This is a genomic window from Mesorhizobium sp. M1396 (genome assembly GCF_040317725.1).
Taxonomy (GTDB): Bacteria; Pseudomonadota; Alphaproteobacteria; order Rhizobiales; family Rhizobiaceae; genus Mesorhizobium.
In genome coordinates this window covers 79,666-98,781 of sequence record NZ_JAMYLA010000010.1, presented here as the reverse complement: position 1 = coordinate 98,781, position 19,116 = coordinate 79,666, and the positions used below count along the sequence as shown (strand labels likewise).

The 19,116-nt window shown below is 64.1% G+C and carries 20 protein-coding genes; all 20 read left to right on the top strand.

All coding sequences use genetic code 11. The features are described from left to right. Positions 1 to 2: 2 nt before the first annotated feature. The 20 genes from flgC to flgK all read left to right on the top strand — a co-directional run bounded on the left by flgC (position 3) and on the right by flgK (position 19,115). Positions 3 to 419, top strand: coding sequence for a flagellar basal body rod protein FlgC (flgC, locus tag NKH02_RS08820; protein ID WP_352863392.1), 417 nt, complete (start codon positions 3 to 5; stop codon positions 417 to 419). Then, complete coding sequence (fliE, locus tag NKH02_RS08815; protein ID WP_352877947.1) at positions 419 to 745, top strand: flagellar hook-basal body complex protein FliE; 327 nt, start codon at positions 419 to 421, stop codon at positions 743 to 745. The genes flgC and fliE overlap by 1 nt, the downstream gene beginning before the upstream one ends. Positions 746 to 756: 11 nt before the next feature. Then, the gene (gene flgG / locus NKH02_RS08810) at positions 757 to 1,545 is read left to right on the top strand and encodes a flagellar basal-body rod protein FlgG (protein WP_352863388.1); all 789 of its coding nucleotides are present in this window, start codon (positions 757 to 759) and stop codon (positions 1,543 to 1,545) included. Between the two features lie 3 nt (positions 1,546 to 1,548). Continuing rightward, entirely contained in the window at positions 1,549 to 2,076 is a 528-nt protein-coding gene (gene flgA, locus NKH02_RS08805) for a flagellar basal body P-ring formation chaperone FlgA (protein WP_352877945.1), read from the top strand. Next, positions 2,073 to 3,314: a flagellar basal body P-ring protein FlgI gene (locus NKH02_RS08800; RefSeq protein WP_352877943.1), complete on the top strand. Its 1,242-nt coding sequence runs from the start codon at positions 2,073 to 2,075 to the stop codon at positions 3,312 to 3,314. Before flgA ends, NKH02_RS08800 begins: the two co-directional genes overlap by 4 nt. A gap of 3 nt (positions 3,315 to 3,317) precedes the next feature. Then, entirely contained in the window at positions 3,318 to 3,905 is a 588-nt protein-coding gene (locus NKH02_RS08795; protein ID WP_502913793.1) for a MotE family protein, read from the top strand. Next, positions 3,902 to 4,612, top strand: coding sequence for a flagellar basal body L-ring protein FlgH (flgH, locus tag NKH02_RS08790; protein ID WP_352863380.1), 711 nt, complete (start codon positions 3,902 to 3,904; stop codon positions 4,610 to 4,612). Before NKH02_RS08795 ends, flgH begins: the two co-directional genes overlap by 4 nt. Before the next feature lie 19 nt (positions 4,613 to 4,631). Then, positions 4,632 to 5,126 carry a flagellar basal body-associated FliL family protein gene (locus NKH02_RS08785; RefSeq protein WP_352877938.1) on the top strand — a complete coding sequence of 165 codons (495 nt, stop codon included), beginning with the start codon at positions 4,632 to 4,634 and terminating at the stop codon, positions 5,124 to 5,126. Next, positions 5,123 to 5,854, top strand: coding sequence for a flagellar type III secretion system pore protein FliP (fliP, locus tag NKH02_RS08780; protein WP_352877936.1), 732 nt, complete (start codon positions 5,123 to 5,125; stop codon positions 5,852 to 5,854). Before NKH02_RS08785 ends, fliP begins: the two co-directional genes overlap by 4 nt. Positions 5,855 to 6,087: 233 nt before the next feature. Beyond that, a complete protein-coding gene (locus tag NKH02_RS08775; protein WP_352863374.1) occupies positions 6,088 to 7,083 on the top strand; it encodes a flagellin N-terminal helical domain-containing protein in 996 nt (331 codons plus the stop codon). 262 nt (positions 7,084 to 7,345) lie between these two features. Beyond that, entirely contained in the window at positions 7,346 to 8,413 is a 1,068-nt protein-coding gene (locus NKH02_RS08770; RefSeq protein WP_352877934.1) for a flagellin N-terminal helical domain-containing protein, read from the top strand. A gap of 134 nt (positions 8,414 to 8,547) precedes the next feature. Next, positions 8,548 to 10,194 carry a flagellar basal-body MS-ring/collar protein FliF gene (gene fliF, locus NKH02_RS08765; protein ID WP_352863371.1) on the top strand — a complete coding sequence of 549 codons (1,647 nt, stop codon included), beginning with the start codon at positions 8,548 to 8,550 and terminating at the stop codon, positions 10,192 to 10,194. Positions 10,195 to 10,196: 2 nt separating this feature from the next. Beyond that, the gene (locus NKH02_RS08760; protein WP_352863369.1) at positions 10,197 to 10,823 is read left to right on the top strand and encodes a hypothetical protein; all 627 of its coding nucleotides are present in this window, start codon (positions 10,197 to 10,199) and stop codon (positions 10,821 to 10,823) included. Beyond that, complete coding sequence (locus NKH02_RS08755) at positions 10,820 to 12,160, top strand: MotB family protein (protein ID WP_352877932.1); 1,341 nt, start codon at positions 10,820 to 10,822, stop codon at positions 12,158 to 12,160. Before NKH02_RS08760 ends, NKH02_RS08755 begins: the two co-directional genes overlap by 4 nt. Then, positions 12,157 to 13,521 (top strand): MotC family chemotaxis protein, encoded by a 1,365-nt coding sequence (locus tag NKH02_RS08750; RefSeq protein ID WP_352877929.1) that lies wholly within the window; start codon positions 12,157 to 12,159, stop codon positions 13,519 to 13,521. The genes NKH02_RS08755 and NKH02_RS08750 overlap by 4 nt, the downstream gene beginning before the upstream one ends. Next, the gene (gene fliK / locus NKH02_RS08745; protein ID WP_352877926.1) at positions 13,518 to 14,921 is read left to right on the top strand and encodes a flagellar hook-length control protein FliK; all 1,404 of its coding nucleotides are present in this window, start codon (positions 13,518 to 13,520) and stop codon (positions 14,919 to 14,921) included. Before NKH02_RS08750 ends, fliK begins: the two co-directional genes overlap by 4 nt. Continuing rightward, positions 14,851 to 15,438: a transglycosylase SLT domain-containing protein gene (locus NKH02_RS08740; protein ID WP_352863361.1), complete on the top strand. Its 588-nt coding sequence runs from the start codon at positions 14,851 to 14,853 to the stop codon at positions 15,436 to 15,438. Before fliK ends, NKH02_RS08740 begins: the two co-directional genes overlap by 71 nt. A gap of 190 nt (positions 15,439 to 15,628) precedes the next feature. Then, positions 15,629 to 16,297 carry a response regulator transcription factor gene (locus tag NKH02_RS08735; RefSeq protein ID WP_352632692.1) on the top strand — a complete coding sequence of 223 codons (669 nt, stop codon included), beginning with the start codon at positions 15,629 to 15,631 and terminating at the stop codon, positions 16,295 to 16,297. Between the two features lie 79 nt (positions 16,298 to 16,376). Continuing rightward, on the top strand, positions 16,377 to 17,636 hold the full coding sequence (locus NKH02_RS08730; protein ID WP_352877924.1) for a flagellar hook protein FlgE: 1,260 nt from the start codon (positions 16,377 to 16,379) through the stop codon (positions 17,634 to 17,636). A 27-nt stretch (positions 17,637 to 17,663) separates the two neighbouring features. Continuing rightward, positions 17,664 to 19,115: a flagellar hook-associated protein FlgK gene (gene flgK, locus NKH02_RS08725; protein ID WP_352863357.1), complete on the top strand. Its 1,452-nt coding sequence runs from the start codon at positions 17,664 to 17,666 to the stop codon at positions 19,113 to 19,115. Position 19,116: the final 1 nt, after the last annotated feature.

Sequence of the window (19,116 nt, the reverse complement as noted above, 5' to 3'; positions counted from 1 at the left end):
CCATGGACGCGCTCACCGCAGCCCTCAAAGTCGCAGCATCCGGGCTCGGCGCCCAGTCGGAGCGGCTGCGCGTCGTTTCCGAAAACCTAGCCAACGCCCAGTCGACCGGAACCGCGCCCGGCTCCGACCCCTATCGCCGCAAGACCATCAGCTTCGTCTCCGAACTCGACCGGACCTCCGGCAGCTCGACGGTTGCGGTGAACTCGATCGATCGTGATCCCAGCGACTTTCCAATCGAGTTCCAGCCCGGCAACGAGGCCGCCGACGAGAAGGGCTACGTCAAGATGCCCAACGTCAACGTGCTGATCGAAATGGCCGACATGACCGAGGCCAACCGCTCCTACGAGGCCAACCTTCAGGTCGTCAAGCAGGCGCGCGACCTGATTTCCATGACCATCGACCTGATGAGGAACCAGTAATGATCAGCGGTATCGGAGCGCTTCAGTTCAAGCCGTCGATCGGCGGCGACGACGCGGTGACAAGCCTGCTCCAGGGCGGCGCGACACCTTCGGCCGGCGGCAACATCGGCACCTCCTTCGCCGAGGCGCTGAGCCAGGCAGCGTCCAAGACCGTCAACACGATGCAGAACGCCGAGCAGGTGTCGATACAGGCGCTCAAGGGCGACGCCGACACCCGTCAGGTGGTCGACGCCGTGATGAGCGCGCAGCAGGCGCTTCAGACCGCCGTCGCCATCCGCGACAAGGTGGTTTCCGCCTATCTCGAAGTCAGTCGAATGGGCATCTGAGGAATTCCGCCATGAAAGCACTCGCCATCGCCGCCACCGGCATGAATGCCCAGCAGACAAATCTGGAAGTCATCGCCAACAACATAGCCAACATCAACACCACCGGCTACAAGCGCGCCCGTGCCGAATTCTCCGACCTGCTCTACCAGGTCGATCGCACGCAGGGTGTGCCCAACCGCTCCAATGCCTCGCTGGTGCCGGAGGGCGTCTCGATCGGCCTCGGCGTCAAGACGACGGCCGTGCGCAACGTTCACACCCAGGGCGAACTGACCAGCACCGGCAACAGTTTCGACCTGGCGCTGACCGGCAGAGGCTGGTTCCAGATCGAAGGCGCCGACGGCGGCACGCTCTACAGCCGCGCCGGCGCCCTCAACACCAACGCGACGGGCCAGTTGGTGACGGTCGACGGCGCTGCCGTCATTCCGGCCATCAACGTCCCCGTCGATGCCGTCGAGGTCATCATCAACAAGACGGGACAGGTCTTCGCTCGCATCGACGGCCAGACCGACCTTCAGAACCTCGGCCAGCTTCAGATCGCCAATTTCGCCAACGAGGCGGGCCTGGCACCGCTCGGCGACAATTTGTTCCAGGAAACCACGGCCTCCGGCCCGGCGAATGTCGGCGTCCCCGGCGATCCAGGCTTTGCCACCATCCAGCAGGGCTATCTCGAAGCCTCCAACGTCGACCCGGTGAAGGAAATCACCGAGCTGATCTCGGCGCAGCGCGCCTATGAGATGAACTCCAAGGTCATCCAGGCCGCCGACGACATGGCCTCCGTCGTCTCCAAGAACATCCGGTAACGCATGATGTCGACGCCCGGCCTCCTGTCCGCATTCCGCCGCACCGCGCTCGTCCTTGCGCTGGTGGCCGGTGGCATGCCGGCGTTTGCCCAGGAATCGACAAACCAATCAGCCACCCAGATCGCCAGCAATCAACCTGTTGGCGAGGTGGTGCTGATACCCAACCGGGTCATCTATCCCGGCCAGACCATCGAACTTACGGCCTTGAAACAGGTGACCCTCATCGCCGGCAAGCACAAGCCGGACGGAGTCGTCACAGGGGCCGAGGAACTCGACGGCAAGGTCGCCAAGCGCACCCTGCTGCCCGGCCGCTACATCCCTTCTACCGCCATCCGCGTGGCCTGGCTGGTCGAACAGGGTGCGTCCGTGCAGGTTTTCTTCATCGCCGGCGGACTGACGATCTCGGCGACCGCCGTGACGCTGCAGCCAGGTGCCGCGGGCGACCTCGTCAAGGTCCGCAACATCGACAGCGGCAAGATCCTGTCCGGCACGGTGATGGCGGATGGAACCATCCAGGTCAGCGCTTCATGATGCGCGGACTTACCCTGATATTGGCAGCCGTGCTTGGCCTGCAGCCGGCACTGGCCGACGGCCTGACGCCGAAGGCCAAGCGCGAGCTCGCCGCCAAGAATGGCGGCGTCTACAACGATCCCGAATATGATCCGGCCACCACCAGCCGCATGTTCCGGGTTTCCACCGGGCCGAGTTCGCTGCCGCCGGGCCAGGTCGCCTCGCGCATCAAGGACATCGCCCAGCTGCAGAGTTCGCGCGACAACCAGCTGGTCGGCTACGGCCTGGTCATCGGCCTTGCCGGATCGGGCGACAGCCTACGCAACTCGCCGTTCACCGAACAGTCTATCCGCGCCATGCTCGAAAATCTCGGCATCGCCACCGAAGGCGGCCGCGCGCGCGCCAAGAACGTCGCCGCCGTCATCGTCACCGCCAACATGCCGCCCTACGTGCAATCGGGCGCCCGCATCGACATCGACGTCTCCTCGATGGGCGACGCGACCTCGCTCGCCGGCGGAACGCTGATCATGACGCCGTTGAAGGCGGCGGACGGCGAGATCTATGCCGTCGGCCAGGGCTCGGTGATCGTTTCCGGCTTTATCGCCAAGGGGCAGGCCGAGCAGCTTACGCAAGGCGTGCCGACCTCCGGTCGCGTGCCGAACGGTGCCATCGTCGAGCGTGCTGTCCAGGCCGAGTTCGACGATCAGGCAACACTGACGCTGCAACTGCGCAATCCCGACTTCTCGACCGCCATCCGTATCGCCGATGCCATCAACGATTACACCAGCCAGCGCTTTGGCGCGCGGGTGGCGGCCGAGCGCGATTCACGCACCGTGCAGATCAGAAGGCCAAAGGGTGTTTCGGCGGCCCGCTTCTATGCCGAGATTGAAAACCTGGTGGTCGAATCCGACACGCCGGCCCGTGTCGTCATCGACGAGCGCACCGGCACCATCGTCATCGGCAACGACGTCAAGATCTCGCGGGTCGCCATCAGTCACGGCACGCTCACCGTGCGCATCACCGAAGCACCGCGCGTCGTGCAGCCCGAGCCCTTCTCCAAGGGCGAGACCGCCGTCGAACCGTTCACCGCCATCGAAGCCAGCCGGCCCGATGCCCGCGTTGCCGTGCTTGATGGTCCCGATCTCCAGACCCTGGTTTCCGGCCTCAACCGGCTCGGCGTCAAGCCGGACGGCATCATTGCCATTCTGCAGGGCATCAAGTCGGCCGGCGCCCTGCAGGCCGACCTGGTTCTGCAATAGGCTATGCCGATGACGCGCTCCTTCTCATGCCATGAAAGATATCGCCCCGTCGCAATCCTGCTCGTGACCGCCGTTCTCGCGGCGCTGCCCTTTGCCAGCGATACCGCACGTGGTGAGGAGGCGGTCCGCCAGGTCTTGCCGGGAGCACCGGTCGCAGCGCCCCCGCAGCAATTGGCGCGAGAGAAGGCACCCGACCAAAGCGAGATCGAGCGCTTCTGCTCCAACATCGCCGACGCCGCTCGCGACCGCCGCTATGTCTTGCAGGCGGAGGAACTGAAGCAGCTCCAGGCCGGCATCGACCAGCGCATGAAGGCGCTGGAGGAAAAAAAGGCCGAATACGAGACCTGGCTGAAGCGACGTGAGGTTTTCCTGGCCCGGGCCGAGGACGGTGTGGTCCAGATCTATGCCGGCATGAAGCCTGACGCCGCCGCCGAGCGGCTGGCCATCGTCAACGCCGATCTGGCGGCGGCCATATTGATGAAGCTCGATTCTCGCAAGGCGAGCGTCATCCTCAACGAAATGGACCAGAAGGCGGCGGCGACGCTCACCGGCATCATGGCCAGCGCAGCCCGAAGGGTAGATCCGTCATGATCCGCAAGATGCTCGTCCTGTGCGCGGTCGCCATGTTGTCCGGTTGTGGAACCAACCTGAAGGAGGTCGGCAGGGAACCGGCTCTGTCACCGGTCGGCTCCGGCATCGACGACGGCAGCGCCTCTTCCCTCTATCGCTATCCGGAAACGCCGCCCGCGCCGCCCAGGAAATTCTCGTTGTGGGATGACCGCCAGAGCCGGTTGTTCACCGATCCGCGGGCGCTGTCCCAGGGCGACATCCTGACCGTCAAGATCAGGATCAATGACCGGGCCAACTTCAAGAACCAGAACGACAGGAGCCGCACCGCCAACCGCAAGCTCGGTTTCGACATCAGCGCGCAATGGGACAAGATCGGCAGCACCGCCGGCAAGGGTGCTGGCGCTCTGAACTCCACCACCGATACGACGGCCGATGGCGAGATCAAGCGATCGGAAACCCTGGAGCTCAACGTCGCCGCCATCGTCATCGATGTCCTGCCGAACGGCAATCTGATGATCAAGGGATCGCAGGAAGTGCGCGTCAACGCCGAACTCAGGGTGCTGACCATCGCCGGCATCGTGCGGCCGGCCGATATCGGCGCCGAGAACACCATCCCCTACGAACGCATCGCCGAAGCGCGCATCTCCTATGGCGGACGCGGCCGCATCACCGAGGTCCAGCAACCTGCCTATGGCCAGCAGGTTCTCGACCAGGTTCTTCCGTTCTAGGATTGGGGAACACCGCGCCGTGTCAAATGTCGAACAGGTTCAGCCCCGCAAGGGTCCTTCGCTCGCCGTCCAGGGCGGCATGCTGCTGGTTGTGACGGCGGCCGCCATCGGCATGGGCTGGATATCCGGCGGCTATCTCAAAGGCGTCGATGCACCTGCGTCGGTACCGGCGGCGCCTGAGAACGAAGGCAAGGCCGAGCAGCCGGCTTCGGCCGAGCAGCCAGGCGTGGGGCCGACGCTCGTCGTGCTGGCGCCGATCACCACCAACATCGCTTCGCCTGCCGATACCTGGATCAGGATGGAGGTGTCGGTCGTCTATGACGGGCCGCAGCCACAGGCAATGTCGGACGACATCCACCAGGACCTTCTGGCCCTGGTGCGCACCTTGAAGATGCATCAGATCGAGGGTGCCAGCGGCTACCAGCACCTGAAGGCCGATCTCGAGGAACGAGCCTCGATCCGCAGCCAGGGTCACGCCAAACAGGTTCTCATCAGGACATTGCTGCTCGAATGAGAAAGTTCCTTCTCGCCACGGCGTTGATCGCCGCCGCCACGTCCGTCGCGGCGGCCCAGCAACTCGACCTCGGCGGCATCGGCAAGGCCGATGGCACCACCGTCGGCTACATCATCCAGATGTTCGGCCTGCTGACCGTGCTGTCGGTGGCGCCGGGCCTGCTGATCATGGTGACCAGCTTCACCCGCTTCGTCATCGCCTTCTCGATCCTGCGCGCCGGCATCGGCCTGCAGTCGACGCCGGCAAACCTAATTCTGATTTCTCTGTCGCTGTTCATGACCTTCTACGTCATGGCGCCGACCTTCGATCAGGCCTGGAATACCGGCGTCAAGCCGCTGATGGACAACCAGATCACCCAGACCGAAGCGTTCGAGAAGATTTCGGATCCGTTCCGCACCTTCATGCTGCGCAATGTGCGCGACAAGGACTTCGACCTGTTCGCCGATCTCGCGCGTGAGCGCGGCCAGACCGTTTCGCGTGACACCGTCGACCTGCGCATCCTGGTACCCGCCTTCATGATCTCGGAGATCCGGCGCGGCTTCGAGATCGGCTTCCTGATCGTGCTGCCATTCCTGGTCATCGACATGATCGTCGCGACGATCACCATGGCGATGGGCATGATGATGCTGCCGCCGACAGTGGTGTCGCTGCCGTTCAAGATCCTGTTCTTCGTCCTGATCGACGGCTGGAATCTGCTTGTCGGCAGCCTTGTGCGCTCCTTCAACTGACCCCGGCAACTGAATCCCGCAGCGCCGCTCTGGCGCGCTGCTCCGGCGCAGAATTCACGCAATATATTTTCGATTAACCGTCCGGTTTAGCCCTTTGGTAGGGACTTGCCCGCATATTCGCTCGCAGATGGCGGGTGATCGATTTCCAGAGATCATTGGCATGATGCCGCACCGTCATACCGGTAGAGCCGGTATGTCAAAAAAACACGTGTAAAATCAGGGTACGAGTAGCCATGTCCAGCATCATGACGAACACTGCCGCGTTGACGGCACTGCAGAGCCTGAACTCCACCAACAAGAACCTCGAAGCCACCCAGTCCCGCATCTCGACCGGCTACAAGGTCTCGCAGGCCTCGGACAACGCCGCTTACTGGTCGATCGCGACCACGATGCGTTCCGACAACCAGGCAATGTCCACCGTTTCGGACTCGCTCGGCCTCGGCGCCTCGAAAGTCGACACCGCCTACACCGGCATGAACAGCGCGATCACCACCATCAACCAGATCCAGCAGAAGCTGACCGCATCTTACGGCCAGACGGATGCCTCCAAGGAAAAGACCCAGGTCGAAATCGCCGCTCTTCAGAAGCAGTTGAAGGCCTATGCCGATGGCGCCACCTTCTCCGGCACCAACATGCTGTCCGTAAACAGCGGCGCGACAGCCACGACGGCGGCCGACGTCAAGATCGTTTCGGCCTTCAACCGCAGCGCCACCGGCGCGGTTTCGATCTCGACGATCGACGTCAACGTGGAAAGCATCAAGCTGTATGAAGCTGGTACCACCGCGACACTCGCGAAGGGCATCCTCGACACGCTCCGCGTTGGCTCCACCGGTACGGCCACCCTTACTGCCTCGGCCCCGACCCTGGGCGCCGCGGCTGCAGGCACCGACACCTATTCGGTCGCCTCGCTGACCATCTTCGCGGGTGGCGTTGCTGCCAGCGATAGTCAGATCGCGCAGCAGATGACCGTCGTCGACGCGGCGCTCAAGGACATGACCAACGCCGCCACCAAGCTCGGCGCCGCCAAGAGCTCCATCGACCTGCAGAAGACCTTCACCTCGAACCTGATGGACTCCATCGATCGCGGCATCGGCCAGCTCGTTGACGCCGACATGAACAAGGAATCGACCCGTCTGCAGGCCCTGCAGGTCCAGCAGCAGCTCGGCATCCAGGCGTTGTCGATCGCCAATGGCTCGTCGCAGTCGATCCTGTCGCTCTTCCGCGGCTAATCGCTCTCAATCGACTACAGCTAGACAATCGGGCCGCCCCAAAAGCGCGGCCCGATTTGCGTTTTTGCTCCAGCCCCGCGCAACCGTCACTCCTTAACTCTCGAAAGCCAGCGTTTAACAGGCTGTTAACCATGTCGCGCTAGTTATGGTTAACCAATAGCTTACAACAGTTGGCGAATCGGCCCCACCGGCACGATAGCAGCGTTGAACGGGCCTATCCGGCATGTCTGAGCATGTCGGCTTTTGAGAAGGAGCGACTTTCTTGGCGAGCATCATGACAAACGCTTCGGCGTTAACCGCGCTTCAAAGCCTCAGCGCCACCAACAAGTCGCTCGAGCAGACGCAGGCTCGTATATCGACGGGCTATCGGGTCTCGCAGGCCTCCGACAACGCCGCCTATTGGTCGATCGCCACCACGATGCGCTCGGACAACCAGGCCCTGTCGACGGTGCAGGATGCGCTCGGCCTCGGCGCCTCGAAAGTCGATACCGCCTATACCGGCATGAACAATGTGCTGACGACCATCGGCCAGATCAAGACCAAGCTGCTTTCGACCGTCGGCCAGACGGATGCAGCCAAGGCAAAAACCCAGACCGAGATCAAGGCGCTTCAGGCGCAGATGAAGTCCTTTGCCGATGCGGCCACTTTCTCCGGCTCCAATTTCCTTGCGGTGACCTCCAAGCAGGTCGCGGCCAACTATGACGGCGTCCAGCCCGACTCCCAGATTGTTTCTTCATTCAATCGCTCCTCATCCGGCGCCATCTCGATCGGAACGATCGACATCGATGTCGAGAGCACCAAGCTCTTTGACTACGGCCTTGCCACCGACGTGAAGAACTATGGCACCCTCGATCGCCAGACTTCCATCTATTCCACGGGAGCCGCCCAGACGGAGTATGACACAGCCTATGCTGCCGCGATCGCCGGCGGAGGGACTGATATCGCCGCGAACACCGCGGGCCAAGCCGCTGTTACCGGCACCCCCGCCAAGGTCGACAACATCTCGGCCTACAACCTCGACATCACCGCACCTGGGATAACCGACGATATCATCACGCAGATGGTGAACAGGATCGACAAGGTCATGGCTCAGCTGACCGACTCCGCCACTATCCTCGGCTCCGCCAAGAGCAGCATCGACCTGCAGAAGACCTTCACCCAGAGCCTGATGGACTCCATCGATCGCGGCGTCGGTCAGCTCGTCGATGCCGACATGAACAAGGAATCGACCCGCCTCCAGGCGCTGCAAGTGCAGCAACAACTCGGCGTCCAGGCGCTGTCGATCGCCAACAGCGCCTCGCAGTCGATCCTGTCGCTGTTCAAGAACTAGTCACTGGCGCCACCGGCGCGATCCCTACTCATCCCGATTGACGGGCCGCGCCGCAAGCGCGGCCCGATTTCATTTTCGCACAAGCTTCGAGGACTACTGTTCCGGCGGACAATCATGCTGGGAGTCGTCGAACCGTGCCGGAACAGATCCAGAGCATCATCTCGAATCTCCGCGGGTTTGGCGTGAAGCGCCTTGCCATGCTGGCGGGCATCGCCGTTCTGGTGATGGGCGTCATCGGCATCGCCTCGGTCTATCTCAACCGCCCCGCCTACGACACGCTCTATGTCGGGCTCGACCGCGCCGACGTGAACCAGATCGGGCTGGTGCTGGGCGAAGCCGGCATCGGCTTCGACGTTGGCGCCGACGGAACCTCCGTGCTGGTGCCGGCGGGCACCACCGCGCAGGCGCGCATGCTGCTTGCCGAAAAGGGCCTGCCGACGAGCGCCAATGCCGGCTACGAACTGTTCGACAATGTCGGTTCACTCGGCCTCACCTCCTTTATGCAGCAGATCACCCGCGTGCGCGCGCTGGAAGGCGAGATCGCCCGCACCATCCAGTCGATATCGGGCATCAAGGCGGCGCGCGTCCACATCGTCATGTCCGAACGCGCCAATTTCCGCCGCGACGAGCAGCAGCCTTCCGCCTCGGTGGTCATCCGCTACGCCGGCATCGACGCCGAGAAGAGCGCCATGTCGATCCGCCATCTCGTCGCCGCCGCTGTCCCCGGCCTGTCGGCCGACAAGGTGACGGTGCTCGATTCCAGCGGCAATCTGCTGGCCGCGGGCGACGATCCTTCCAACACCAGCGCCGCCCGCACGCTCGGCGTCGAGCAGACCGTCGAAGCGCAGATCGGCGACAACATCCGCCGTGCCCTGACGGCCTATCTCGGCCCTGACAACTTCCGCGCCAGCGTCAAGGCCGAGGTCAACACCGACACCCGTCAGACCGAAGAAACCATCTTCGATCCGAACTCCCGCGTCGAGCGCTCGGTGCAGTCGGTGCGCGCCAACGAGAACAACAACCAGAAGCAGGCCTCGACCCCGGCCAGCGTCGAGCAGAACCTGCCCGAGACCCAGGCAACCGCCACCGATGGTCCGCAATCTTCTTCGCAGAACGACCGCAGGGAAGAGATCACCAACTACGAGATCAATTCCAAGAAGATCGCCACTGTCTCCAACGGTTACACCGTCACCAAGATGTCGATTGCCGTCGTCGTCAACCAGCAGCGGCTGATGACCATACTCGGCAAGGACGCCACGCCGGAGCAGATTGCCAAGCGTGTCGCCGACATCCAGAAAATGGTGACCTCGGCCACCGGCCTGGACGAAAAGCGCGGCGACGTCATCGACGTCTCGGCTGTCGAGTTCATCGACGGGCTGGATGGCGAGGCGGTCCCGCAGGCTGGAATGCTCGATTCCATTGGCCAGCATGCCGGCACTTTGATCAATGCCGGCGCTTTCATCGTCGTCGTGTTCCTGGTCGCCTTCTTCGGTCTGAGGCCGATGGCGTCGGCACTGACGGCGAAGGCGACACCGGCCCTGTCAGGTCCCAGCTTCGATGACGTGCAGCGCTCGCTGCCGACGCCGGAAGCAACGGCCGCCGCCGACAATGCCGCGGTCGCCGCCCTGCCCGGCTCGCGCCCAGGTCCGACGCCGCTCGACGATCTTCGCCAGAAGATCAGACCGGCGCCGCAGGATCGGCTTGCCCGAATGGTCGACCTCAACGAGGAGCGCACCGCGCAGATCCTGCGCAAATGGGCAGCCCAGGAAGTTGCGGTGTAACCATGCCCTCCGCAGCCCTCTTCGACCTTCTGCCTGATTTCGGCACACGCACGCAACGTGCCAGCCAGCCCCGGGCAGCAGTCGATCCCCAACACAATCCCGAAACGCCGGCCCCGCAAGCCGATATCGGCACGCTGATTGCGGAAGCGGTTGTCCAGGCCGAGGCTGCGCTTGAGGCGCGCCTTTCGGTTGCGCATGAAGCAGCGCTCGAAGCCGAACGCCAGGCCAATGCAGAGGAAGCAAGGGTATTTCTAGAAAGCCTCGGCGACGATGTCGGCAGGGCGGTCTCGTCGCGCATCGATGCCATGGAGGCGCGTGTCACCGGGCTTGTCGCCGCCACGGTCGCCCGCATCATCGGCGGCATCGTGAGCGACGACTTGCAGAAACGTTCGATCGAGGCACTGGCCGGCGCCGTACGCGAAGCGGTCGGCGATGCCGAAGCGGTGCGCATCGTCGTGCGCGGGCCTCTCTCACTGTTCGAAACACTGAGGGCATCGCTTGGGCTCCGCGCCGCCAATCTCGACTTCGTCGAGGCACCGGGTTTCGACCTCACCGTCGCCATCGACGAGGCGGTGTTCGAGACGCGCATGGCCGAATGGTCGACGACCCTTTCAGAGGTCCTGGCATGAGCGTCGCCGAGGCCGGACACACACCCCACGAAATCATCATAGTGCGGCGTGGTCATGACGACCATGACGAGGCCCACCATGGCGGCGTCTGGAAGATCGCCTTCGCCGATTTCATGACGGCCATGATGTGTTTCTTCCTGGTCATGTGGCTGATAAACGCCGCCAACGAGCAGACCAAGGCAGCCGTCGCCAGCTACTTCAACCCGGTCAAGCTGGTCGACCGCAATTCGAGCCGCAAGGGCCTGGAGGATCTCGGCGACGGTCCGCGCGCGATCGGGACGACGGCCGACAATCCGAAGAAGGCGACCAACAAGGCCGGTCAGGACGGCGACGGCTCGGCGGACCGCAAACAGGACAAGCAAGAACTCCCGCAGGCGGAACACTCCGACGAGCATCTGTTCGCCGATCCTTACGCGGTGCTTTCGGAAATCGCCACCGATACCGGTGTCATGCAGAACGTCAGTCAGAAGGGCGACGGCGGCGCGCAGGCCGCCGGCCCGGCGACAGGCGCCTCCGGCGGCGCCTCCTATCGCGATCCCTTCGAGCCTGATTTCTGGTCGCAGCAGGTGGCGGCGCCCGGCGCCGAGGCTAGTGCCGAGCGCACCAGGATCGAGGGCGATCCGGTCAAGCCCGGCGACAAGGCCGCCGAAAAGCGAGTGCTCAAAGTCAAAGCCGTACCGCCTGTCGCGGCCGCACCGCTCGAGCCGCTGGCCCAGGATGCGACCGGCAAGCAAGCCATGAACCTCGCCAAGGCCGGCGACACGAAGCCAAGCGAGATCAAACCGGACGAGATGAAACCGGACGCAGCCAAGGGCGAGCCCGAAGCGCAAAAGGCCGCCATGCCCGACACCGGCGAGAAGGCGCCGACCGCCGCCGCCATCAAGGCCGCGGCCGACGTCAAGCGGCAGTTGGCCGATGCCTTCAAGCCCGGCGACAAGCTGCACGACGGCGTCTCGGTTGAAGCCACCGACAAGGGCGTCGTCATCTCGATCACCGACCAGTTCGACTTCGGCATGTTCGAGGTCGGCTCGGCGCTGCCGCGCCGCGAACTTGTGCTGGCGATGGAGAAGATCGGCCGCATCGTCAACGCCCAGAAAGGCACCATCAGCATCAACGGCCACACCGACGCCCGGCCGTTCCGCAGCGATAGCTACGACAATTGGCGACTGTCGACGGCGCGTGCGCATTCCGCCTACTACATGCTCGTGCGCGGCGGCGTCGACGAACGTCGCATAACCGAGGTCGCCGGCTTCGCCGACCGCCAGCCGAAGGATCCCAAGGATCCATTGTCGGCCGTGAACCGCCGCATCGAAATCCTGATGGCGACCGGCGGATGAGTCGAGCAGCCGTCACCAGCCGGTTGATTGGCCTGTTGCTGCTGGCCGGCGGACACCCGTCGACCGGCTTCGCCCAGGACGCGCTGCAGCCGTATCAGCTGGTGCGCTCGCTGCAGCTCATCCAGGACCGCATAGCCGTCGGCGATCATGCCGCCCTGCCGATGCAGGCCAAGCTGCTGGAGATGGCGGATGCGCGCCTGCGCGCGGCGGATGCCGAGGATTACAAGGATCCCAAGAACTTTCGCGCCCTGCTTGTCTACGGCATGAGCGGCGGCAATCCGGTGACCGTCGAGGTCGCCACGTCGCGCGCCACGACGGACCCGCAAAGCCTTGTCATAGCCAAAGGCGTGATCGACTACCTGACCGGCCGGCCCGGCGAGGCGATCGAAGCCTTGAGGCCGATCGATCCGATGGCACTGCCTCCCGATCTCGGCGCTTTCCTTGCCCTGGTCAAAGGCTCGCTGCTTGCCGGCGACCAGCCGGCGGCCGCACTCCGCCTGCTCGATGAGGCAAGATTGCTCGGCCCCGGCACGCTGGTCGAGGAAGCGGCACTTCGCCGTTCGGTCGGCATTTCAGTCGCGCAAGGTGACGCGGCACGCTTCGCGCTTGCCTCCACGCAGTATGTCGAGCGCTACCTCCATTCGCCCTATGCCAGCCAGTTCGCCGACTCCTTCGTCTCCGGCGTCATCGCGCTGCACATGTCGATCAGCCAGGACAAGCTGGGCGACATCACCTCGATGATGGATTCCGAGCGCGAGAAAGTGATCTATCTGCGCATCGCCCGCCGCGCCGCGATCGACGGTCTGAACGACCTGTCGGCTTTTGCTTCGGCTCGGGCCGAGCAGGGCCGCGACGGCAACACCAACCAGGACGATCCACGCGCCCTGCTCTATGCCAGCCTTTCCACCGTCACCTCGGGCACCATCGAGGACGTCCGCGCCAAGCTTGGCAAGATCGACCGCAGCCGGCTGTCGGAAGGCGATCGCGCCTTGCTCGACGCCGCGCAAGCTATTGCCGGCGAAGTCGTCGCGCCGCCCGCCGCCGTTCCCGAGGAAAGGCCTGCCCCTGTCGCGGCCGAGCAACCACCGGTGCCCGAGATCGCCACGGCGCAAGGCGCCGATGACAGCGGACTGCCACCGGTCGAAGGCGCGATCTCGGACCAACCCGCCGTCACCGCGGCTTCCAACGGACCAGCCGCCAAGGCGGCGGTTGCGGCGGCGTCTGGCGACGTGGCGACTGCCGCGCCGGCCTCGGCGCCATCGCCCGCTGCCGAGCCCACCGATCCGACCGACGCCGCCATGACCAGAACACGTCGACAGCTCGACCTTATCGACCAGATGCTTGGAGCCGCCCCCAAATGACCACCAGCCTCGGCTCGGCCCTGCCAGGATTTGCCTCCACGCGCGCGACGTCGGAGCAACCGGCCGCGAATGGCAGGAACGACGACGGCTTCGGCAAGATGCTGCGCGGCGACGCCGCTCCCGCCCGCCCGGAACGGCAGCCGACGACGGAAGCGGGATCGCGCGACCAGCGCTGGTGCAAGCTCGCTGCCGGTCTTGCCGGGCATGCCGGCAAGGCCGAGCCGCCATCGGCCGATCCAGAAAACATCGTCTCGGCTAGAGGGCCGACCGTGAAAGCCAGCAAGGACGACCTGGAAGCAGAGTCGCACAAGGACGATGCCGACGCCGAAGAGACGGCTCCGGACGCCGATGCCGAGCCGCTTCAGGACGACCTGCCGCTGCTGATCGCATTTCATGACCTGCGCCATTTCTCGACATCGTCCAAGGCAGCCGGGCGCGATGCGGCACTGGGCGAGAGCCCGTCGGACCCGGCGCTCGACCGGCAGGCTCCACCGCCAAAGACCCACCGGTCAAAGTCCACGACCGGACAAGAGGCCCTCGAAACCATGTCGAAGCCGGAGCAGGCTTCGATCGCCGACGGACCCCTGACGGAACTTGACGCTCAGCCATCGAGCGCTGCCGGTGCTATCTCGAGTGCGCCGAAACGCGACAACACGGTGGCAACCCAGAAGCAGCCGGACGCGCCGGCTGCCGACGTGCCCGGCGTACGGTCGAAGCACGCCACATCGACGATGAAGAGTATCGAGGACGTCCAGTCCGCGATGCGGCCCGAGGCGGGAAAACAATCCCTGTCCGCCGCACGCATCGACGTGGTGTCCGAACAGAGCTACCCGGCACCGCCGCAAAGTCCCATCAGCCAGGCAGCCCTCGATGTGATCAACGCCATAGCCGCCGACAACGGCCCGCAAAAGGCGCTTTCAGTCTCATCCGCGGCCACTCAGCCGGCCAGCCCTGTGGCCGTTCCGACACATGTGTTGAAGATCGAACTTCACCCCGCCGAACTCGGCATGGTGACGGCCAATCTTCGCCTCTCCGGAGAACAACTTTCGATTGAGCTGAAGCCCCAAACACATGACGCCTACCGTCGGCTGTCCGCCGACAGCGAGGCCATCGTCAAATCGCTGCGCGGGCTCGGCTTCGAGGTTGACAAGGTCACGATCCTGCAACCTTCAGTAGCAGTTCCCTCCACTGCCCGCACCGATGCAACCGCCCCTTTGCCGGCGGCAACAGGCCGCGATCCATCGTCCTTCCAACCGGGGAATTCGGGAGCTGGTAGTAGTGGAGCCGGCGGCCAGCAACCGGATCGGCAGTCCACGGGGAACCGCAACGATGACGCGCAGGACTACGGCCGCGGCACTTCGCCTTCTCGCGAGCGCGCTGGCGGCGATATGTTTATCTAGCGTCGCCAGTGTCGCCGCTGCCACCACCAACCCATGCGAGCCGGAGATCCTGCGCGCCGCCGATCGCTATGGCGTGCCCGCCGGCATCCTCTACGCGGTCGGCTTGACGGAGACCGGCAACAAGGGCAGCCTTCAACCCAATGCGTTGAATATAGAGGGAAAAGCGGTCTTCCCACGAAGCCGGGCCGAAGCGCTTGCCGCCTTCGCCGACGCCCGCCGCGAGGGCAAGACGCTGATCGACCTGGGCTGCATGCAGATCAACCATCACTACCACGCGTCGCATTTTCGCAGCGTCGAGGACATGCTCGACCCACGCCAGAACGTCGACTACGCGGCGCGCTTCCTGGCCAGCCTCCATGCCCGTCACGAGACCTGGTCGATGGCCGTCGCTCGCTATCATGCCGGTCCCGACAACGATCCCGCGCAGAAGACCTATGTCTGTCGCGTCATTGCCAACATGGTCGCCACCGGCTTTGGAAAATGGACCGCGAACGCCCGCGGCTTCTGCAACCCATAAGCGTATTTTCAGCTTCTAATAAAGCAACCGCACAACCCCCCGAAAGCATATCTGGCTGCGAGCTAATGCAACCGATACGATTCCAGACTCCCAAGAAACTAGCTACAAGAAATGACGGTTGTTCAGGATTCTCCCCAGCGGTTACGCCTCTTTTCACGGGGCAAATGATTTGATTCGGAAGGCGGGGCCGATGATTGTGATCGTTGACGAGCGCGAGCTCGTAACAGAGGGATACAATTCACTTTTCGATCGTGAGGGCATCGCCTGTGCAGGCTTTGCATCCGGCGAATTCGGTGAGTGGGTGAGTTCGGCCGCCGACACCGATCTGCGCTCGGTCAGAGCCTTCCTCATCGGCGACTGCCGCGAAGGCTCCATCTCTCCCCGTCAGATCCGCGACCGCACCGGCGCTCCGGTCATTGCGCTCAGCGAGCAGCATTCCCTGGAGAACACGCTGCGGTTGTTCGAGAGCGGCGTCGACGACGTCATTCGCAAGCCCGTCCATATCCGCGAGATACTGGCCCGCATCACCGCCATCCGCCGTCGCGCCCAGGAAGACGTCGCCTACACCGAGATCGGCGCCATGCGCATCTTCATGGACGGCCGTGACCCAGAGATCGACGGTCAGCCTCTGCCCCTGCCGCGTCGTGAGCGCCGCATCCTCGAATATCTGGCGAGCAATCGCGGGCGTCGCGTCACCAAGACCCAGGTTTTCAACGCCATCTACGGCATCTTCGACGAAGAGGTCGAGGAGAACGTGGTGGAAAGCCACATCAGCAAACTGCGCAAGAAGCTGCGCGAAAAGCTGGGCACCGACCCGATCGATTCCAAGCGTTTCCTGGGCTACCGGCTGGTCTTCTGATGCAGCGCCGCGCCAGCCTCGCGCAAGAAAACACGCGTAGCCTCGTAGCCAGTGGCATGGACACAGCGGAGACGTTTCGATGAGCCTCTATGGAATGATGCGGACCGGCGTGTCCGGCATGAACGCGCAGGCAAACCGCCTGTCGACGGTCGCCGACAACATCGCCAATTCCGACACCACCGGTTACAAGCGGTCCTCCGCCGAATTCTCGACGCTGGTCATGCCGTCGACGGGCGGTGCCTACAATTCTGGCGGCGTCACCACGACGATCCGTCAGGCGGTCAGCGATCCGGGCGTGCTCCAGTACACGACCTCGGTCTCCGACCTTGCCGTCAGCGGCGATGGTTTCTTTGTCGTTCAAGATCCGAGCGGTACGCCCTACCTGACCCGCGCTGGCGCCTTCGTTCCCGATGGGCAGGGCAGGTTGGTCAACTCGGCCGGCTTCCAGCTGATGGCCTACAGCTACGACAACGGCGTACCCGCGGCAACGGTCAACGGTTTCGAGGGACTGGTCCCGGTTGTCATCTCCGACCAGGGAATGACCGCGACGCCGAGCACCGAGGGTAGCTATGCCGGCAACCTGCCGGCGGGCGCGACACCGGTCGCGACCGCCAACTTGCCCGCCGCCAACGCTGCGGGCGCGCAATACACGTCGAAATCCTCGATGGTCGCCTACGACAACCTCGGCAACAAGAAGTTGCTCGACGTCTATTTCACCAACACCGGCGCCGGCACCTGGCAGGTGGCGGTCTTCGATCAGTCGAAGGCCACCCCTGGAACATCGTTCCCCTACACCGCCGGCGGCTTGCTGGGCTCGGCCAACCTGACCTTCGACACCACCACCGGCAAGCTCACCGGCACTCCCACCGGCGTTTCATTTACCGTGCCGAACGGCGCCAGCCTCAATCTCGACCTGTCGGCGCTGACCCAGCTCGGCACCGGCTTCACCGTTTCCGATGCCCAGGTCAACGGCAATGCGCCGAGCACCATCGACAAGGTCCAGATCAGCAAGGACGGCACCATCTACGCCCAGTACAAGGACGGTTCCACCAAGCCGCTCTACAAGATCCCGCTGGCCGACGTGCAGAGCCCGGACCAGCTCACCGCACTGCCCGGCAACGTCTACTCGCAGGGCACCGAATCGGGCGCGGTCCGTGTCGGCTTCGCCAATGAAGGCAAGCTCGGCTCCATCATCTCGGGCGCGCTCGAGAATTCCAACGTCGATATCGCCGAAGAACTGACCAACATGATCGCGGCGCAGCGCAGCTACACCGCCAATTCGAAAGTCTTCCAGACCGGTTCCGATCTGATGGACGTCCTTGTCAACCTGAAGAGATAAGACGGGCGCCGCCCGCGAAAGACCCGCATGTCACTGTCTACCGCATTGAGTATCGCCCAGTCGGCGCTTATGAACACCGCGCGACAGACCAGCGTCGTCTCGCGCAACGTCGCCGACGCCTCCAATCCGGACTATTCGCGCCGCCAGGCCATCGTCACCAGCACGGCGCCGGGCGCGCGTTCGGTTGATATCCAACGCGTCACCAACGACCTCTTGTTCCGCCAGAACCTCGGCGCGCTGTCGGCCTGGAGCGGCCAGAACGCACTCTTCAGCGGCATGGATCAGCTGGGCGTTGCGGTCAACGGCGTCGACAATGCGTCCTCGCCCTCGACCGCGATCGCCAACCTGCAGCAGGCGCTGCAGCTCTACGCCACCTCGCCGTCCAACCAGAACCTCGGCGCCAGCGTCATCGACGCCGCCAAGCAGGTTGTGCGTTCGCTGAATGAGGGCTCCAAGGCCGTCCAGGATTTCCGCACCCAGACCGACGGCCAGATCGCCACGGCGGTCGACGACCTGAACTCGCTGCTCAGCCAGTTCCAGGATGCCAACACGGCGGTCATGTCCGGAACCCGCTCCGGCAACGACGTTTCCGACGCGCTCGACCAGCGCGACGCGCTTTTGAAGAAGATTTCGAACTATGTCCCGGTATCGACCTTCACGCGTGGCGACAACGACATGGTCATCACCACCGGCGACGGCACGACATTGTTCGAGACGATACCGCGCGCGGTCAGCTTCGCGGCGTCGGCCGGCTACACCGCGGGCGCCGCCGGCAATGCCGTCTATATCGACAATGTGCCGATCTCGGCGGGAGCAGGCGGCAACACCAGCGCCAGCGGCACGCTTGCCGGCCTGCTGCAACTGCGCGACGGCGTCGCCACGACCATGCAGAGCCAGCTCGACGAGACCGCGCGCGGCCTGATCACGGCCTTTGCCGAAACCGCACCGGCAATGCCCAATGCCGCGGGCCTGTTCACATGGTCGGGCGCGCCGGCCGTGCCGGCAGCGGGCACGCTGATCAACGGCCTCGCCGCATCCATCAGCGTCAATGCGGCGATGGACCCGAGCGCCGGCGGCAATCCGACGCTGCTGCGCGATGGCGGTGCCAACGGCGCGGCCTATGTCGTCAACACCGGCGGCGCATCCTATTCCACCCTGCTGATCGCCTATGGCGATCGGCTCGACCAGCCGATGACCTTCGACCCCGCCGCCGGGGTTTCGGCAACGTCCAGCGTTTCCGATTACGCGGCCAACTCGATCGGCTGGTTCGAGGGCGTGCGCCAGCAGGCATCGACCGCTTCCGACGCCAAGGAAGCACTGGCCTCGCGCAGCGCCGAGGCGCTGTCCAACGCGACCGGCGTGAATGTCGACCAGGAAATGTCGCTGCTCCTCGACCTCGAGCACACCTATCAGGCGTCAGCCCGGATGATGAAAACCGTCGACGACATGATGGCGGCCTTGCTCAACGCGGTGGGATAAT